The following is a 16,043-nucleotide window of genomic DNA, read 5'->3' as shown; positions in this document are numbered from 1 at the left end:
ATATAATCCATATTTGAATGTTAAATAATATAGACAATGTTTTTATTTGTGTTGAGTGTTCAATATTTATCTTATTTTTTCAGATATAAATATCGCATCCTTATGGAAAAAGAGGGTGTGCCATGTTTAAACGTATTAAAGTCATTACCATTCTTGTTATCTTATTGTTTGTGATGGGAGTATCTCAATTTTTAACCGGTGCGCTATCCGTTCGTGCATTGACTAACGACAGAGACGGATTCCTAGTTTCTCAAAGCTCTAACCAGAATGTAGCGGCCTTTACTGATGCATGGATTATGATGAATCAGACGCGCATCGCTATCGGTTCTATTATACAAAACATGATGATGGGGAATGCGGATAAAGAGGCTATGCAGGCTCTTTTACAGCAAGCAAAATCGCAATTGGCCGCCTCAGAGAGTAGTTATAAACACTATTTGTCTCTGCCTAATACGCCTGGGTTGGATGAAGCATTATCCAAAAAACTTGAGGCGAGCTACACCGCTTACGACAAGCTATTGAATGATATTGTGGATTCGCTTTCTGGTGGGTTAGCGGGGGCGGCGATGAAATTGAGTAGCGGTGCCACGCCGCTGAATGTGGCCATGCAGGACACCTATATTACGTGGCGAGAGGCGCAAAACCAGCTATCGGATGACGGGCTACAGGCAAACCATGCAGCATTTGAAACGATGCTGTGGCTTCTGGGCGCACTTTCCGTCGTCGTCGTGCTGGTGATTATCCTCAGTTGGATCGGGTTGCAGCGTATTCTTTTGCATCCGTTGCGTACGCTCATGCAGCATATCAGCGCGATTGCCGAGGGCAATCTGACACATGCCATTGATACGACTGGACGCAATGAGATGAGCCAGCTTGCGGCGGGGCTACATCATATGCAGCAGTCATTGATCCGTACTGTCAGTCTGGTGCGCGACAGCTCCCACTCCATCCACTCTGGGGCCAGTGAAATCTCGGTGGGCAGCAACGATCTGTCTTCGCGCACGGAGCAGCAGGCCGCATCGCTACAGGAAACCGCGGCTAGCATGGAGCAACTGACCTCAACGGTGAAGCAGAACTCAGATAATGCGCGTCAGGCTACGCTGCTGGCAAAAAATGCGTCGGAGACGGCCAATAAAGGCGGTACTGTCGTCGATAATGTCGTGAAGACGATGAATGAGATCGCCGACAGTTCACAAAAAATCGCCCACATTACCAGCGTGATTGATAGCATTGCCTTCCAAACCAATATTCTGGCGCTGAATGCTGCGGTAGAAGCGGCGCGCGCTGGGGAGCAAGGGCGAGGCTTTGCCGTGGTGGCAGGGGAAGTGAGAACGCTGGCACAGCGCAGTGCTCAGGCTGCCAAAGAGATCAAATCGCTGATTGATGATTCGGTTAGCCGCACCAATACCGGCTCTTTGCAGGTTAAAGACGCGGGTGACACGATGAAAGAAATCGTCGGTGCGGTGAGCCGGGTAACGGATATCATGGGGGAAATCGCCTCGGCGTCCGATGAGCAAAGTCGGGGAATCGATCAGGTTGGGCAGGCGGTCAATGAAATGGATCGCGTTACTCAGCAAAACGCCTCGCTGGTGGAAGAATCCGCGTCTGCCGCTGCGGCATTGGAAGAGCAGGCCAGATATTTACAAAACGCGGTGGCAGTGTTCAAGATTAATCAGTCAGGAACGCAGGAACACCGTGCCGAGAGCGCGCCGTCGCTTGCTGCATTACCAACGTCACTGTTGCCTAAACCCACTCATGGCAGGCCATCGAATGCGAATTGGGAAACGTTTTAGTGGAAATGCATGTTTAACGGAAGTGTAAGCATCCAAACCGCCTGCGCGGGGCTTAGCTCGCGTGCAGGCGGTCTGTGAGGAGAGGTGTCAGGGTTTTTTCTTCGGCCAGTCGTCGTCTTCATTGTCCCACTTGTCGTTGTTGTCACGGTGTGGGGGCAATTTCGGTTTATTGAGCAGAAAACGCGTATGGTCAACGTTGCGCAATTCTTTGATGCCGTTAATCAGCATGCCTATCAGGACAATCAGAATTATCCACCAGTAATCAGCCAGCCATGCCATGGTTACGCCTCATCAACATTATGAATATAACGGGTAAACAGCTGCGGCAAGTTCTGGCTGAGCCAGTGGTAGCCTGCAATGTCTTCATCTTGCCAAGCGGCAAGAATGAGGTCGGGTGTAAGCTGTTCTTCCGCATACTGTGCGAGTGGATAATAGCTGATATGCCAGAGTTCGGCTGCGACACCGCCGAGATCGTGCGCATAAGGGCGATAAAAACCGTATTCATGCATGTGCGCACTCAGCCACGTATTCAGTGCGGCAAAGTAACCGCCTTCCTCATATTCCCACGGCTCCAACTGGAGCGAACGGCCTGCGGGTAATAAATCGGGGTCGTAGATATCGAGATCGCTCCCCCAATGGTGGCGGCTGGAACCGGGCATAGCGGACCAGCGCAGAATCGCTTCACAGCGCTCGCCTTCGTCCAGAGAGTGCACGTCCAGCGGCTGGCTGTTGGCATCCATAACGGGCCGCTCGCCGCGAAATTTGCCATTCCAAATCTGACGCTGGCGCTCGAAGTCACGAAACGTGCTAGCGGGCTGTAGGTTAAATCCCGCCGTTTTTGCCGCCTGCTGTAGCGCCAGAAACGCGGTTACCGCCTCCGGTTGAAGACGATGACGACCCTGTAAAGCGACTAGGTGCTGGTCGCTTTTACCGGTTAACGTAGCTGGTGTCATCATGCGATGAGCTGCTCCATAATGCGCTGGTACATGCGGCTCAGCAGTTGCAGGTCTGCCGCGCTGACGCATTCATCCACTTTATGGATCGTGGCGTTCACGGGGCCCAGTTCAACGACCTGTGCACCCATGCGGGCAATGAAACGGCCATCGGAGGTACCGCCGGTGGTCAGCAGCTCTGGGGTAACTTCGTTGTAATGTTTGACGGCATTCACCACGGCATCGACCAGTTCGCCGCGTGCGGTCAGGAATGGCTGGCCGGAGAGCTTCCAGTCGATGGTGTAATTAAGCTGGTGGCGATCCAGTAATTCTGCCACGCGTTGCTGGATTAACACATCCGTCAATTCGGTGCTGAAGCGGAAATTGAACTGCACAAATAACTCGCCGGGGATGACGTTATTGCTGCCGGTGCCTGCCTGAATATTGGCGATTTGCATCGTGGTCGGTGGGAAGAAGGCATTGCCCTGATCCCACTCGGTGGCGATCAGTTCGTTAAGCGCCGGTGCTGCGCGATGAACGGGGTTGTCCGCCAGATGAGGATAAGCCACGTGCCCTTGCACACCGTGCACGCGCAGATTCGCGGTAATAGAACCACGACGGCCATTTTTGACGACATCACCTACAACATGCGTACTGGACGGCTCGCCGACCAGACAGTAGTCCAATCGCTCGTTACGTGCCATCAGCGCCTCAACCACTTTTACGGTGCCATTAACGGCGCTGGCTTCTTCGTCCGCGGTAATCAGGAACGCCAGACGCCCTTGGTGATTAGGATGGGCGGCGACAAAGCGCTCAGCGGCAATCACCATTGCAGCCAGTGAACCCTTCATGTCCGCCGCGCCGCGCCCGTACAGCATGCCGTCACGAATGATGGGTTCAAACGGTGGATGCTGCCAGTGGCTTTCATCGCCGCTGGGAACCACATCGGTGTGTCCGGCGAAGGCCAGTGTTTTCCCTGTGCCGCGCCATGCCCAGAAATTCTGGGTATCGCCAAAATCCATCGCTTCGACGGTAAAGCCAATCGCCTTCAGGCGTTCAATCATGAGCGCCTGGCAACCCTCGTCATTCGGGCTGAGGGAAGGGCGTTTAATTAACTGTTGAGCGAGCTCTATGACTGGGCAAGACACGTTATTTGTTCTCCGCAATAAATTTCTGGTAGCTGTCGATACTGAAACCAAGCAGCGCGTGGCCGTCATCGGTTATCAGCAACGGCCGTTTAATCACCGCTGGCTGTTCCAACATTAGGTTTTTGGCGGCCTGTAGGCTGTCGCTGGTATCGCTGTTGATCCGTTCACGCAGTTCTTCACTGAGTTTACGCCAGGTCGTTCCGCGTGTGTTGAGTAAGGCCTGAAACCCCAGTTGGTCGATAAAACGCTGTAGCCGCTGTTCATCCAGACCGTCGATACGGTAATCATGGAAGCGATACGCCACTTGTTGATCGTCCAGCCAGCGGCGCGCTCTCTTTATAGTGTCACAGTTTTTGATGCCGTACATGGTCAGCGCCATAGGGATAAAATCCTTTCTGCTTATTGGGTTGCATGACGATTGTTGTTCAGGACAACATGGCCTGACTGAGCCTAATCGTGCGATAGCCCAGCATGCCGAAAAAAGGCGGGGAGATCTACTGTGAACTGTGTAGCAGAAATAAATATTAGTACGCTTTTTATACTGTCACGGTACTTTCACTTGATTAAAAAGTGTGCGTATAATATGTTGCCGTTAATCACCAAGAGGTTCGTATGGTAGAAGTAGAAGTGAGTACTTGGAAAGATTTTATTGAAACAATGCTACGTAAATAATAACGAGAAGTACTGTTAGTCATTCCATACCAGGAATAAAATCATGTGAAAAAGCAGTATTGGGTCTCTCATCTCAATACTGCTTTTTTTCTTTGCGAAAAGAGGAAACTTGAGTAAATAAAAGAGGCTATTACTAGTTTGCGTATGAATTTTATTTTATCGAATTAATTCATAATCATGCCTGGTTAAGCGCAAATTTCGCAGCGGCAATCGCATGGAGCCTGCTGGTATCAAAAAGAGGAACTTCCGCATCCTGGGCGCCGATTAACAACGGGATCTCCGTACACCCCAGAATGATGCCTTCTGCACCTTGCTGTTCAAGCTGCTGGATAATGTCCCGATAGACCTGCCGCGATGCGTCGTTAATGTTTCCCAGACACAGTTCATCGTAAATGATGCGATTAACAGCCTCTTTTCCCTCATGGTCAGGAATTATCACCTCCACGCCAAATCGTTCCTGAATGCGCTGGCGATAGAACTCCTGCTCCATGGTATAGCGGGTTCCAAGCAAACCGACTTTCTTCAATTTGTGCTGTTTCAGGCTGGTACCCGTGGCATCGGCAATATGTAAAAGAGGAAGCTGGCAGGCGCGTTCAACGTCATCGGCCACTTTATGCATGGTGTTGGTACAGATGACGATCGCTTCTGCTCCCGCCTGACGCAACCCTACTGCGATATTACTGAGTACAGCAGCTGACTGCTCCCAATCACCTTGTGACTGCAACCGTTCGATCTCGTGGAAATCGACGCTGTGCAGGATGATTTTGGCGGAGTGCAGGCCGCCAAGTTTGTTTTTAACATACTCGTTGATAATGCGGTAATACGGGATGGTAGATTCCCAACTCATGCCCCCGATCAGACCCAGCGTTTTGCTTACCATTATGCCTTCCTTCATATCGTAAAAAGTGATGAATTGGCCAGAACTGAACTCTCTGCGTTCTGCATCGGGTTAAAATAGGACACCAGAGTTGCGCGGTATACATTTTTAGCGACTTTTATCACTTTTTATCCAACTTCAACTGGACAAAAGGCCAATCTATTGTTGTACTGTACCTGACACAGATTTTGTGTCTTTCATTCATGTAAAGGTAAGTTTGATGTCTAAGATTAAAGGTAGTGTTAAGTGGTTCAATGAGTCTAAAGGCTTCGGTTTCATCACTCCTGAAGATGGTAGCAAAGATGTGTTCGTACACTTCTCTGCCATTCAGAGCAATGGTTTCAAAACTCTGGCTGAAGGTCAGCGTGTAGAGTTCGAAATCACTGACGGTGCCAAAGGTCCTTCAGCTGCTAACGTTAACGCTATTTAATTATACCGATTTCGTGAAAACCCGCCTATGGCGGGTTTTTTTTGCTTCATTTTCTACGTGCTATTTCCACGTGCTATCAATTTTCACGTTATCTCAGTGTGTTGTCACCCACGTGACCAGCGCAAACGCCAGTGCGGTCATAAGCAACGACCCCGCCAGATTCAACAGGAGGTGTAGCCCCGCTGCCGCCAACTGCCCACTTTGCAGGAACATGACGACTTCTGCGGAAAAGGTCGAAAACGTCGTCAAACCGCCGCACAGCCCAGTGGTAATCAATATTTTCCAGTCCTGATCGAGATGAGGATGGCGTAGGAAGAAAGCGAGTGCGCCACCAATAACAAAAGCCCCGATCATGTTGGCAAGCAGCGTGCCCAGCGGCAGCGTTGGATACAGATTATTAAACTTCATGCCAAGCTGCCAGCGTGCCACGCTACCGACTCCGCCACCAATAAATACCGCGAGTAATGTACTAAACATAGAAACCTTTCTTGGGTTGTTTTGCCTGAGTTGCTTTTGTAGTCCCGGAGAGTATCGGGCAAGATGCTACGCCCTCTCTGCGAGGTGGACGTAGACATCATTAGCAGAGTGGCGGTTGTACCCTGTGTTTAAGGCTGTCAGCGTTTTAGCTGTGCGAGGGTAGGGAGGAATGTCATCTCCGCTTTAGTAGGGAAAGTTTACGCCGTCAGAAGGGAGTTTTGTAGTGGTGCCGAGGCGAAAGTTGTAAAGCAATCTGAATGTAGGTGAAAGTGTTTTTGCCGCATCTTACTTTGTTATAGATGCAATTTGTTACAGATGCAAATTGTGTCGTGCCGCATAAGGTCTTAGATAGAACATAGAGTAAAAGAATTATTTTAATAAAAATTGTTCTCGTTCGCTGGCGTCTCCAGCATCTAAATCAGGTAGGTTTGTATGGAAGGTATCAGTATTACCAAGCTGTTGGTGATTGGCGCGTTAATTATTCTGCTGTTCGGTACGAATAAACTTCGTAGCCTCGGCGGTGACTTGGGCGCGGCGATTAAAGGCTTCAAGAAGGCGATGAGTGACGAGCAGCCGGCAAAGACGGATGATACGGTAGCGCTGCATGATTCATCTCGCAAAGAACCCTGATCGCATCTCACACAGCAAAACGGACGGCAATTGCCGTCCGTTTTTTATTCCACATAAAAAATGTGTAAATATGTATGAGCGCTTATTTTACTTCAATGCCCTTTGCCTGTAAGTCGGCATGGTAGGACGAGCGAACAAATGGACCGCAGGCAGCGTGGGTAAAGCCCATTGCCATCGCTTCGGCCTTCATCTCATCGAATTCATCCGGGCTGACGTAGCGCTGTACTGGCAGGTGATGGCGGCTCGGCTGTAAATATTGTCCCAGCGTTAGCATCGTCACACCGTGGCGACGCAGGTCACGCATCACTTCCACGATTTCCGCGTTGGTTTCCCCCAATCCAACCATCAGGCCAGATTTGGTTGGAATATCTGGATGCGCGTTCTTGAAGTTTTCCAGCAGCTTCAGTGACCACTCATAGTTCGCACCAGGGCGGACCTGACGGTAAACGCGTGGTACGTTTTCCAGATTGTGGTTGAACACATCTGGCGGCGTGGTGGTCAGGATCTCTAATGCGCGATCCATACGGCCACGGAAGTCTGGCACCAGCGTTTCGATGCGGATATTCGGGTTTTTGCGGCGAATAGCGCTAATGCAGTCTGCAAAGTGCTGGGCTCCACCGTCGCGCAGATCATCACGGTCAACGGAGGTAATCACGACATAGCGTAAACCCATGTCATGGATAGTCTGTGCCAGTTTCTCAGGCTCATTGGCATCCGGCGTAAGCGGGCGGCCGTGGGCAACGTCACAGAACGGGCAGCGACGGGTACAAATGGCACCCAGAATCATGAAGGTGGCGGTACCGTGGTTGAAACATTCCGCCAGATTCGGACAGGACGCTTCTTCGCAAACTGAGTGCAACCCGTTTTTGCGCATGGCCGCTTTGATTCCCTGAATACGGCTTGAATCTGCCGGAAGTTTAATCTTCATCCATTCAGGTTTGCGCAGAAGCTCCTGGCGTTCGGTGACGACGGTACGTACTGGGATTAGCGCCATCTTATCGGCATCGCGGTATTTAACGCCGCGTTCGATCTGAATCGGTTTACTCATGTTTGCGTAAGTTCCAGTTCTGAATCGTTTCTTTAAATTTGTAATTCAAATTCAAAGGATTATGTTTTTAGTTAAACTTTTTTTTAAAAAACTATAAAAATTATATCATCTTGCCTAACCACAATCAGCTTTTGCGCGATCAAAATGAAGAAATTATGTGAATAAAATGTAATTTATCAAAAAATGATCGTCTACCTGACTGATTTTTATTAACAGGATGAAATGCGTTAACCAGGAAGCGGCTCACCCTGAACGTTCAGATTCCACGAAACAAATTCGGGGGTGGAGTAGCCGACTAACTGCAAAAAGGTGTTCACCAGCACAGGAGCGGTGTCATCCACCGTGACGCCCAGCACCAGATCGCTGAGTTGCGTCATCTCCATTCCGGCGTAACCACACGGGTTGATACGCAGGAAAGGGGAGAGATCCATGGCAATATTGAGTGCCAGCCCGTGGAAAGAGCAGCCTTTGCGAATACGCAGCCCTAGCGAACAGATTTTACGCTCTACTACGTAAACACCGGGCGCATCAGGGCGCGCATAGGCCTCAATCTGGAAATGTGCCAGTGTGCCAATCACGGTATTTTCGATGGCGGTGACGAGCTGACGAACGCCGAGCTTGCGACGCTTCAGGTCAATCAACACGTACATGACCTGCTGACCGGGGCCGTGGTAGGTCACCTGACCGCCTCTGTCGCTCTGAATCACGGGAATATCACCGGGCATGAGGACATGTTCGGCTTTGCCTGCCTGACCCTGCGTAAATACGCGAGGGTGCTGAACCAGCCAGATTTCATCTGGGGTTTTATCATCACGTCGGTCGGTGAAATTATGCATCGCCAGAGAGACGGGTTCATACGGCTGTACGTCAAATTGGCGTACGATGATCTTATCCTGTAGCAAGTGTGTCATCTTCAGGTTAAGGAAAGGTAGGGGGATTATAACGGCGGGAAGCCTCAGCGAACAGCACTTTGCAACATCACAAAACCCTGCCGCACTCGCCAGTTTCCCCGCCCGTTTTTATTACAGTATGACTTTTACAGAACCCTAGGTCTTACAGAACTCTATGCTTTACAGAACCATACGCACGATGTCGATGTTGCCCAGTTCTTCGTACAGCGTTTCCACTTGCTCAATGTGTGTCGCAGTGATGGTGATGGAAACGGAGTGATAATTCCCTTTGCTGCTGGGTTTGATCTGCGGCGTGTAGTCGCCTGGCGCATGACGCTGTACCACTTCAACGACCAGATCGACTAACTCTGGTTTTGCCTCACCCATGACCTTGTAGGTAAAAACACAGGGGAATTCAAGCAGTTCGTTTAATTTGGTTTTCATTTGCGCTCCAGAGAGGGTAATACGTCGGCATTATTCCGACGGTATTAGCACTGACATCAGTACAGTATACTAAAAAAGCATAACTCCCGCGTTCTGCGGGAGTTATAGATGGTATCTATATGGGGACGTTTTGGCCCCACACAAGGGGGATTAACCGAACCAGTGATGGAACATCAGTTTGATGTAGTCGATCATGCGGCCAAAGATCCCGCCTTCTTTCACTTCGTTCATGACCACCAGCGGGCGCTGATCGATGGTTTTGCCATCCAGTTGGAAGTTGATGGAACCCACAACCTGATTTTTGGCTAACGGTGCATGCAGTTCCGTGTTGTCCAGAACATAGCTGGCTTTCAGATCTTTCATACGGCCGCGCGGAATGGTCAGGTAGGCATCTTTCTCAACACCCAGCGCAACGCGGTCGCTGTCGCCAAACCAGACGGGCTCAGAAGCGAATTCTTTGCCTGCTTTCAATGGCGCGACGGTTTCAAAGAAGCGGAAGCCCCAGGTCAGCAGTTTCTTACTTTCTGATTCGCGGCCTTTAGCGTTACGTCCACCCAGTACCGCAGAAATCAGGCGCATCTGGCCTTCTGTTGCCGAGGCGACCAGATTAAAGCCCGCTGATGACGTATGGCCCGTTTTGATGCCGTCAACATTCAGGCTGGAATCCCACAGCAAACCGTTGCGGTTAGGCTGGCGAATATTGTTGAATGTAAACTCTTTCTCTTTGTAGGTCGCGTATTCTTCTGGCACATCGCGGATCAGCGCCTGACCGATCAGAGCCATATCGCGTGCCGAACTGAACTGGCCCGGCGCATCAAGGCCGTGCACGGTTTCAAAATTGGTATTTTTCAGCCCCAGAGCTTTCACGTAACCGTTCATCAGGTTAACGAAGGCATCCTGACTGCCAGCAACGTAGTCGGCCATCGCGACGCAGGCATCGTTACCGGATTGCAGAATGATGCCGCGGTTTAACTGGGAGACAGGAACGCGGTCGCCCGGCTTCAGGAACATCAGGGAAGAGCCTTGGAAGGTCGGGTTGCCGGTTGCCCAAGCATCTTTACCGACGGTAACAATGTCGTTCGGGCTGATTTTTCCTGATTTAATGGCCTGACCAATTACGTAGCTGGTCATCATTTTCGTTAAGCTGGCCGGATCGCGGCGCGTGTCGGCATTCATTTCCGCCAACACTTTCCCAGAGTTGTAATCAATCAGGATGTAGGATTCAGCATCGATTTGCGGGACGCCGGGGATCATCGTTTTAAGATTGACATCTTCGGCATAGGCAAAGGAAGAGGCGCTAATGGCGAGCAGTGCGCCAAGCGCAGTACGTTTAGTAAAACGAGACGTGTTTACAGTATTCATGATTGGAACAACAACATCCGTGGGTATGAGTTAAAAAACGAGCCACACTATAGCAGATGGCAAATAGGCAGGCATCAGACATTACGTTACGTGATTTTGCAAAAGGGCGCTATGTTCAATGCCATAGCCGCCATTTTTGCTGCGTGAGTCTGCCGATTATCTGTTACTAGAGGGTGCTGGGTGCGGCGGTAATAAACGACTGCTGCTGAGCTTCGACTGACAAACGTTGTTGAAGTTCAGCGGCTTGCTGACGATTCTGGAATGGCCCCAGTTGAATACGATACAGGCCGCCGCTCGCCGTGACTTTCCCAGCGACGCGGAAGCGTTCGCTCAGGCTACGTTGCCAGGTTTGCGCGCGCTGTTGATCGCTCAATGCACCCACCTGAACCACATAGCGACCTGTGGCAGATGGTGTTGCAGTCGCGGGCGCGGCAACTGTTGCAGCTGCAACTGGCGCGGCGTGCATTGGTGCTGCGGATGACGATGGCGCTACCGCTGGCGTCATGCTGGACTCAACTACGCCAGCACGCAGGGCGGAAGGCGCCCCCAGAAAACCACCGCTGTGCGACGGCGCGCTGCTCTGCGGCTGTGTGCTTTCTGCTGGTGCACTCAGGCTGCTATTGCTGATCGGGTGCACGGCGCTGTTGGGCGTTGGCGACGTCGTTTCCATCATCGGTGTGCCCAGCCCGCTGGCACCGAAGCTCGGACGTTCCGGCAGGGCGAAGCTTTGCTTAGCGACGGTGGTGCCCACGGTTCCGGGACCGGATAGCGTGCCGTCTGGCGCGACGTTGATGAAGTCCACTTTTACTTTGGTATTGTTCGAGATATTCAGCCGATCGCCTGCGGCCTTGGACAGATCGATAATTCTGCCCGGCGTATACGGCCCGCGATCGTTTACGCGTACAACCAGACGGCGACCGTTACTCAGGTTAGTTACGCGGACATAGCTTGGCAGAGGCAGTGTTGGGTGGGCGGCGGTTATCGCATTAGGATCAAATGTTTCGCCGATTGACGTGCGGTTGCCGCTTGCTTCTTCGCCGTACCATGCGGCTAAACCTGTCTCGCTAAAATTTTGCGGATTTTTGACAATCTTATAGCTCTTGCCTTTGATGCTGTAGTCTTGCAGCGTCCCCTGATTGTAGGGTTCATAACGCGGTTCTGCGCCACCGATTTCTTCCGTCGGGCCGCTGTAAACCTGAGTCACGGGCGGCGCAGGCTGCCGCTGTTCCGTTGTGGTACAGGCCGCAAGCGCCAGAGTTGCTACGCCGACCCAAAGCCAATCCTTACGCATTGCTCACCTCGTGTTATAAATTCTTAGATAGCAGTTTGCGGTGAGTATGTATCGACATGACGATACCGAACCCCGCCATTAAGACGACCAGCGCCGAGCCACCGTAGCTGACTAGCGGTAGCGGCACGCCAACGACGGGAAGTATACCGCTGACCATCCCGATATTGACGAACACATAGAAAAACAGAATCAACATCAGCCCGCCGACCATCACCCGGCCGAACGAGGTTTGCGCATTTGCGGCGATGACCAAGCCACGCATAATCATGAATAGATACATGACGAGCAGAATCAACACACCGATTAACCCAAGCTCTTCAGACAGCACGGCAAAGATAAAGTCGGTGTGGCGCTCTGGCAGAAACTCTAACTGAGACTGCGTGCCGTGCAACCAGCCTTTTCCAGACAGCCCGCCTGAGCCTATCGCAATTTTCGACTGAATAATATGGTACCCGGCTCCGAGTGGATCGCTTTCTGGATCGAGCAGCATCATGACCCTAGCGCGCTGATAATCATGCATCAGGAAAAACCAGAGTATAGGAATAAAAGCGGCGAGTAGCAGGACGGCGATGCCAATCAAGCGCCAACTCATACCGGCGAGGAAAAGCACAAATAGCCCTGATAGCGCGATCAGAATTGAGGTGCCTAAGTCGGGCTGCGCGGCAACCAGCAGCGTAGGGACAAAAATCAGCACCAGTGCAATGGCCGTATTTTTTAACGACGGTGGACACATATCACGGTTGATAAAACGCGCGACCATCAGAGGTACAGCGATTTTGGCAATTTCTGACGGCTGAAAACGGACAAAGCCCAGATCCAGCCAGCGCTGTGCGCCTTTACTGATTTGCCCAAAAATATCCACGATGAGCAGCAAAATCACGCAGACGATATAGAGGTAGGGTGCCCAGCCTTCATACACGCGTGGGGGGATTTGTGCCATCACGATCATCACCGTAAACCCCAACACGATTTGAACGACTTTGCGTTCCATCATGCCGATGTCTTGCCCGCTGGCACTCCATAAAACAAATAGGCTATAGCCTAGCAGTGCCAGGATGCAGAGAAGGAATGGCAGATCGATGTGGATTTTCGCCCAGAACGATCCCTTTTGTTGGCTATCGGTCATGACTGTCTGTTACTCACTCTCGCTACCCGGCGGCGCAGGAGGCGCGCTAGGTAAATCGGTATTGTTATCACCCAGCAGGATATGATCAAGGATCTGGCGAGTGATAGCACCCACGGTCGGGCCTGCTCCACCGTTTTCCAGAATAATCGACATCGCGACTTTTGGGTCCTTATACGGGGCAAACGCAACCATTAATTTATGGTCACGCAGATGCTCTGCGATCTTGTGCGCATTATAAGTTTCGTTTTCTTTCAGGCCGAAAACCTGCGCCGTACCGGATTTTGCCGCAATTTTATAAGGTGCATCATCGAAACTCTTGTGTGCGGTGCCGTTAGCGCGGTTAGCCACACCATACATTCCGTCCTTCGCCACTTCCCAATAGCCAGAGTGGATATTACCAATCTGTAGATTCTCAGTCTGTCGGAAAGGCACGATAACACCATTTTCCCGAGAACTATAAAGCAGGTGTGGCGTTTTGACCTGACCGTCGTTGATGAGCGTGACCAATGCCTTATTCATCTGGATAGGGGTTGCCGTCCAGTAACCTTGGCCGATCCCGACGGGAATGGTGTCTCCCTGATACCAGGGTTTCTTAAATCGCCTGAGTTTCCACTCACGGGTTGGCATGTTGCCGGCACTTTCTTCCGAAATATCGATGCCAGTTTTCTCACCATAACCAAATTTATTCATCCATTCGGATAGGCGATCGATGCCCATGTCATAAGCAACCTGATAGAAGAACGTATCTGCGGACTCTTCCAGCGATTTGGTGAGGTTAAGACGGCCATGTCCCCATTTTTTCCAGTCGCGGAAGCGCTTTTCGGAGCCCGGTAATTGCCACCAGCCGGGATCGAACAGGCTCGTGTTCGTGGTGATCACGCCCGCCGTCAGGGCGGAAACCGCGATATAAGGTTTAACGGTGGAGGCGGGGGGGTAAATCCCCTGCGTTGCGCGATTGATCAGCGGACGATCGGGATCGCTTTGGAGTTTTGCGTAATTCTTGGTGGAAATCCCGTCGACAAAGAGGTTGGGATCGTAACTGGGCGTGGAAACCATCGCCAGAATACCGCCGTCGCGTGGATCGGTGACAATCACGGCCGCACGGCTGTCTTCCAGCAGTTTCTCGATGTAGATTTGCAGGCTTAGATCCAGCGTCAGATAAATATCACGCCCGGCCTGCGGTGGCTGTTCATGGAGTTGGCGGATCACGCGGCCACGGTTGTTAACCTCAACTTCTTCATAACCGGGTTTACCATGTAGCAGGTCTTCGTAATGACGTTCAATCCCGAGCTTACCAATGTCACGCGTGGCGGCATAGTCGGCAATTTTTTCTTCTTTGGTCAGCCGCTCTACTTCTTTATCGGTTATTTTGGAAACATAGCCGATAACGTGCGTCAGCGCAGAACCATAGGGATAGTAGCGGCGCTGGTAGCCTTTAACTTCAACGCCGGGGAAGCGGTATTGGTTGACGGCAAAACGGGCGACCTGAATCTCATCGAGCCCAGTTTTTACCGGAATGGAGGTAAAGCGGCGTGAGCGCTTGCGCTCTTTTTCAAAATTTTCCAGATCGCTATCGGTCAGATCGACGACAGGGCGCAGCGCTTCCAGCGTATCTTTAAGGTTGTCGACTTTGTCGGGTACCAGTTCTAACTGATAGATAGTGCGGTTCAGCGCCAGCGGAGTGCCGTTACGGTCATAGATGATGCCGCGGCTGGGCGCGATAGGAACCAGTTTAATGCGGTTCTCATTAGAGCGTGTGCGGTAGTCATCAACGCGCACAATTTGCAGATGATAAAGATTAGCGACTAATACACCAGAAAGCAGCAAAATGCCCAGAAAGGCCACCAAAGCACGGCGCACAAACAGGGCGGACTCAGCCGTATAATCACGAAAGGGTTTACGTTCTACTTTCATCCAGCGTTATTTCACAGGTTTCATCGTATCGCCTTACTCCCGATGGTAAGGGTGATTGGTCGTAATGCTCCATGCACGGTACAGACTCTCCGCCACCAGTACACGAACAAGTGGGTGCGGCAGCGTTAATGGCGAGAGTGACCAGCTTTGTTCCGCTGCGGCTTTGCACTCCGGCGAAAGTCCTTCCGGTCCGCCAATCAGCAAACTGACGTCGCGCCCGTCCTGTTTCCAGCGCTCTAGCTGTTGCGCCAACTGCGGTGTCTCCCAGCGAGTCCCTGGAATGTCCAGCGTAACAATGCGGTTGCCTTTCCCTACTGCGGCTAGCATCTGTTCGCCTTCGCGCTCCAGAATGCGTTTGATGTCCGCATTTTTACCCCGTTTCCCCGCCGGAATTTCGAGCAATTCGAAAGGCATGTCCTTTGGGAAACGGCGCAGATAATCGGTGAAACCAGTCTGCACCCAGTCTGGCATTTTGGTGCCAACGGCGACCAGTTGCAGTTTCATACTAGCCCCACAGCTTTTCTAATTCGTACAACTGGCGGCTTTCTTCTTGCATGACATGAACCATCACGTCACCTAAATCGACAACAACCCAGTCAGCCGCGCTTTCGCCCTCGACACCGAGTGGAATCAGACCTGCGGCACGTGAAGACTGCACGACGTGATCGGCGATAGAAGCGACATGACGCGTAGAGGTACCCGTACAGATAACCATGTAATCGGTGATGCTGGACTTACCCTGCACGTTAAGTGCAACAATATCCTGGGCTTTTAAGTCATCGACCTTATCAATAACGAAGTCTTGGAGTGCTTGACCTTGCAAAGGTTCCCCCTCAATGGCGTTTTGTCAGCAACTGACGAACGCGTGTGGCGCTGAATTGTTTAGGAAAAAGGTGAATCACCGAGTAATTGCCGAGAATTTTCGTGTTTCCCGGTGATTGAAACCAGCCGCGGAGTATATCACGCACTTTTACCGAGTGGTATAAAGCCCGTGGCTGATGGGCAGGAA

General features: G+C 51.4%; 19 protein-coding genes and 1 riboswitch. Of the genes, 4 read left to right on the top strand and 15 right to left on the bottom strand.

The window, feature by feature from the left end:
- Positions 1–122 precede the first annotated feature (122 nt).
- Entirely contained in the window at positions 123–1,793 is a 1,671-nt protein-coding gene (locus H0248_RS12110) for a methyl-accepting chemotaxis protein (protein WP_180786123.1), read from the top strand.
- An 87-nt stretch (positions 1,794–1,880) separates the two neighbouring features.
- Here the strand turns inward: H0248_RS12110 and H0248_RS12105 are convergent, their stop codons facing one another.
- From H0248_RS12105 to H0248_RS12090, 4 genes are read right to left on the bottom strand one after another with little or no spacing between them, the layout of a single operon-like run.
- A complete protein-coding gene (locus H0248_RS12105; protein ID WP_039275306.1) occupies positions 1,881–2,072 on the bottom strand; it encodes a YpfN family protein in 192 nt (63 codons plus the stop codon).
- Positions 2,073–2,074: 2 nt separating this feature from the next.
- Complete coding sequence (locus H0248_RS12100) at positions 2,075–2,749, bottom strand: M15 family metallopeptidase (protein ID WP_014914614.1); 675 nt, start codon at positions 2,747–2,749, stop codon at positions 2,075–2,077.
- Positions 2,746–3,873, bottom strand: a complete 1,128-nt coding sequence (gene dapE / locus H0248_RS12095; RefSeq protein WP_180786122.1) for a succinyl-diaminopimelate desuccinylase — start codon at positions 3,871–3,873, stop codon at positions 2,746–2,748. The genes H0248_RS12100 and dapE overlap by 4 nt, the downstream gene beginning before the upstream one ends.
- Before the next feature lies 1 nt (position 3,874).
- Positions 3,875–4,252: an ArsC family reductase gene (locus H0248_RS12090; protein WP_180786121.1), complete on the bottom strand. Its 378-nt coding sequence runs from the start codon at positions 4,250–4,252 to the stop codon at positions 3,875–3,877.
- Positions 4,253–4,485: 233 nt separating this feature from the next.
- On the opposite strand from H0248_RS12090, the gene ypfM reads away from it, so the two are divergent.
- Entirely contained in the window at positions 4,486–4,545 is a 60-nt protein-coding gene (gene ypfM / locus H0248_RS22495) for a protein YpfM (RefSeq protein ID WP_145962348.1), read from the top strand.
- Between the two features lie 175 nt (positions 4,546–4,720).
- On the opposite strand, the gene H0248_RS12080 is transcribed toward ypfM, so the two are convergent.
- Entirely contained in the window at positions 4,721–5,425 is a 705-nt protein-coding gene (locus tag H0248_RS12080; protein WP_180786120.1) for an aspartate/glutamate racemase family protein, read from the bottom strand.
- A 217-nt stretch (positions 5,426–5,642) separates the two neighbouring features.
- Here H0248_RS12080 and cspE point away from each other — a divergent pair, with 217 nt between their 5' ends.
- Positions 5,643–5,852: a transcription antiterminator/RNA stability regulator CspE gene (gene cspE, locus H0248_RS12075; RefSeq protein WP_005976270.1), complete on the top strand. Its 210-nt coding sequence runs from the start codon at positions 5,643–5,645 to the stop codon at positions 5,850–5,852.
- Between the two features lie 93 nt (positions 5,853–5,945).
- On the opposite strand, the gene crcB is transcribed toward cspE, so the two are convergent.
- Complete coding sequence (crcB, locus tag H0248_RS12070; RefSeq protein ID WP_180786119.1) at positions 5,946–6,329, bottom strand: fluoride efflux transporter CrcB; 384 nt, start codon at positions 6,327–6,329, stop codon at positions 5,946–5,948.
- An 84-nt stretch (positions 6,330–6,413) separates the two neighbouring features.
- Positions 6,414–6,518: riboswitch (Fluoride riboswitch) on the bottom strand.
- A gap of 243 nt (positions 6,519–6,761) precedes the next feature.
- Between crcB and tatA the strand changes: the two genes are divergently transcribed.
- Positions 6,762–6,959 carry a Sec-independent protein translocase subunit TatA gene (tatA, locus tag H0248_RS12065; protein ID WP_180786118.1) on the top strand — a complete coding sequence of 66 codons (198 nt, stop codon included), beginning with the start codon at positions 6,762–6,764 and terminating at the stop codon, positions 6,957–6,959.
- 82 nt (positions 6,960–7,041) lie between these two features.
- Here tatA and lipA read toward each other — a convergent pair whose 3' ends face one another.
- The 9 genes from lipA to rsfS all read right to left on the bottom strand — a co-directional run bounded on the left by lipA (position 7,042) and on the right by rsfS (position 15,857).
- Positions 7,042–8,007, bottom strand: a complete 966-nt coding sequence (gene lipA, locus H0248_RS12060; protein WP_180786117.1) for a lipoyl synthase — start codon at positions 8,005–8,007, stop codon at positions 7,042–7,044.
- A gap of 227 nt (positions 8,008–8,234) precedes the next feature.
- On the bottom strand, positions 8,235–8,918 hold the full coding sequence (gene lipB / locus H0248_RS12055; RefSeq protein WP_180786116.1) for a lipoyl(octanoyl) transferase LipB: 684 nt from the start codon (positions 8,916–8,918) through the stop codon (positions 8,235–8,237).
- A gap of 159 nt (positions 8,919–9,077) precedes the next feature.
- A complete protein-coding gene (gene ybeD, locus H0248_RS12050; RefSeq protein WP_005976281.1) occupies positions 9,078–9,341 on the bottom strand; it encodes a DUF493 family protein YbeD in 264 nt (87 codons plus the stop codon).
- A 150-nt stretch (positions 9,342–9,491) separates the two neighbouring features.
- Positions 9,492–10,703 carry a D-alanyl-D-alanine carboxypeptidase DacA gene (dacA, locus tag H0248_RS12045; RefSeq protein ID WP_180786115.1) on the bottom strand — a complete coding sequence of 404 codons (1,212 nt, stop codon included), beginning with the start codon at positions 10,701–10,703 and terminating at the stop codon, positions 9,492–9,494.
- A gap of 166 nt (positions 10,704–10,869) precedes the next feature.
- The gene (gene rlpA, locus H0248_RS12040) at positions 10,870–11,994 is read right to left on the bottom strand and encodes an endolytic peptidoglycan transglycosylase RlpA (RefSeq protein WP_180786114.1); all 1,125 of its coding nucleotides are present in this window, start codon (positions 11,992–11,994) and stop codon (positions 10,870–10,872) included.
- Between the two features lie 13 nt (positions 11,995–12,007).
- Positions 12,008–13,120 carry a peptidoglycan glycosyltransferase MrdB gene (gene mrdB, locus H0248_RS12035; RefSeq protein ID WP_180786113.1) on the bottom strand — a complete coding sequence of 371 codons (1,113 nt, stop codon included), beginning with the start codon at positions 13,118–13,120 and terminating at the stop codon, positions 12,008–12,010.
- A gap of 9 nt (positions 13,121–13,129) precedes the next feature.
- Positions 13,130–15,034: a peptidoglycan DD-transpeptidase MrdA gene (gene mrdA, locus H0248_RS12030; RefSeq protein ID WP_180786112.1), complete on the bottom strand. Its 1,905-nt coding sequence runs from the start codon at positions 15,032–15,034 to the stop codon at positions 13,130–13,132.
- A 33-nt stretch (positions 15,035–15,067) separates the two neighbouring features.
- Positions 15,068–15,538 carry a 23S rRNA (pseudouridine(1915)-N(3))-methyltransferase RlmH gene (rlmH, locus tag H0248_RS12025; protein ID WP_005976291.1) on the bottom strand — a complete coding sequence of 157 codons (471 nt, stop codon included), beginning with the start codon at positions 15,536–15,538 and terminating at the stop codon, positions 15,068–15,070.
- A gap of 1 nt (position 15,539) precedes the next feature.
- Positions 15,540–15,857, bottom strand: coding sequence for a ribosome silencing factor (rsfS, locus tag H0248_RS12020; protein WP_010284049.1), 318 nt, complete (start codon positions 15,855–15,857; stop codon positions 15,540–15,542).
- Positions 15,858–16,043 lie beyond the last annotated feature (186 nt).

It is taken from the genome of Pectobacterium brasiliense (genome assembly GCF_013449685.1).
Taxonomy (GTDB): Bacteria; Pseudomonadota; Gammaproteobacteria; order Enterobacterales; family Enterobacteriaceae; genus Pectobacterium; species Pectobacterium brasiliense_A.
This window is presented reverse-complemented; position numbering and strand designations above follow the sequence as displayed.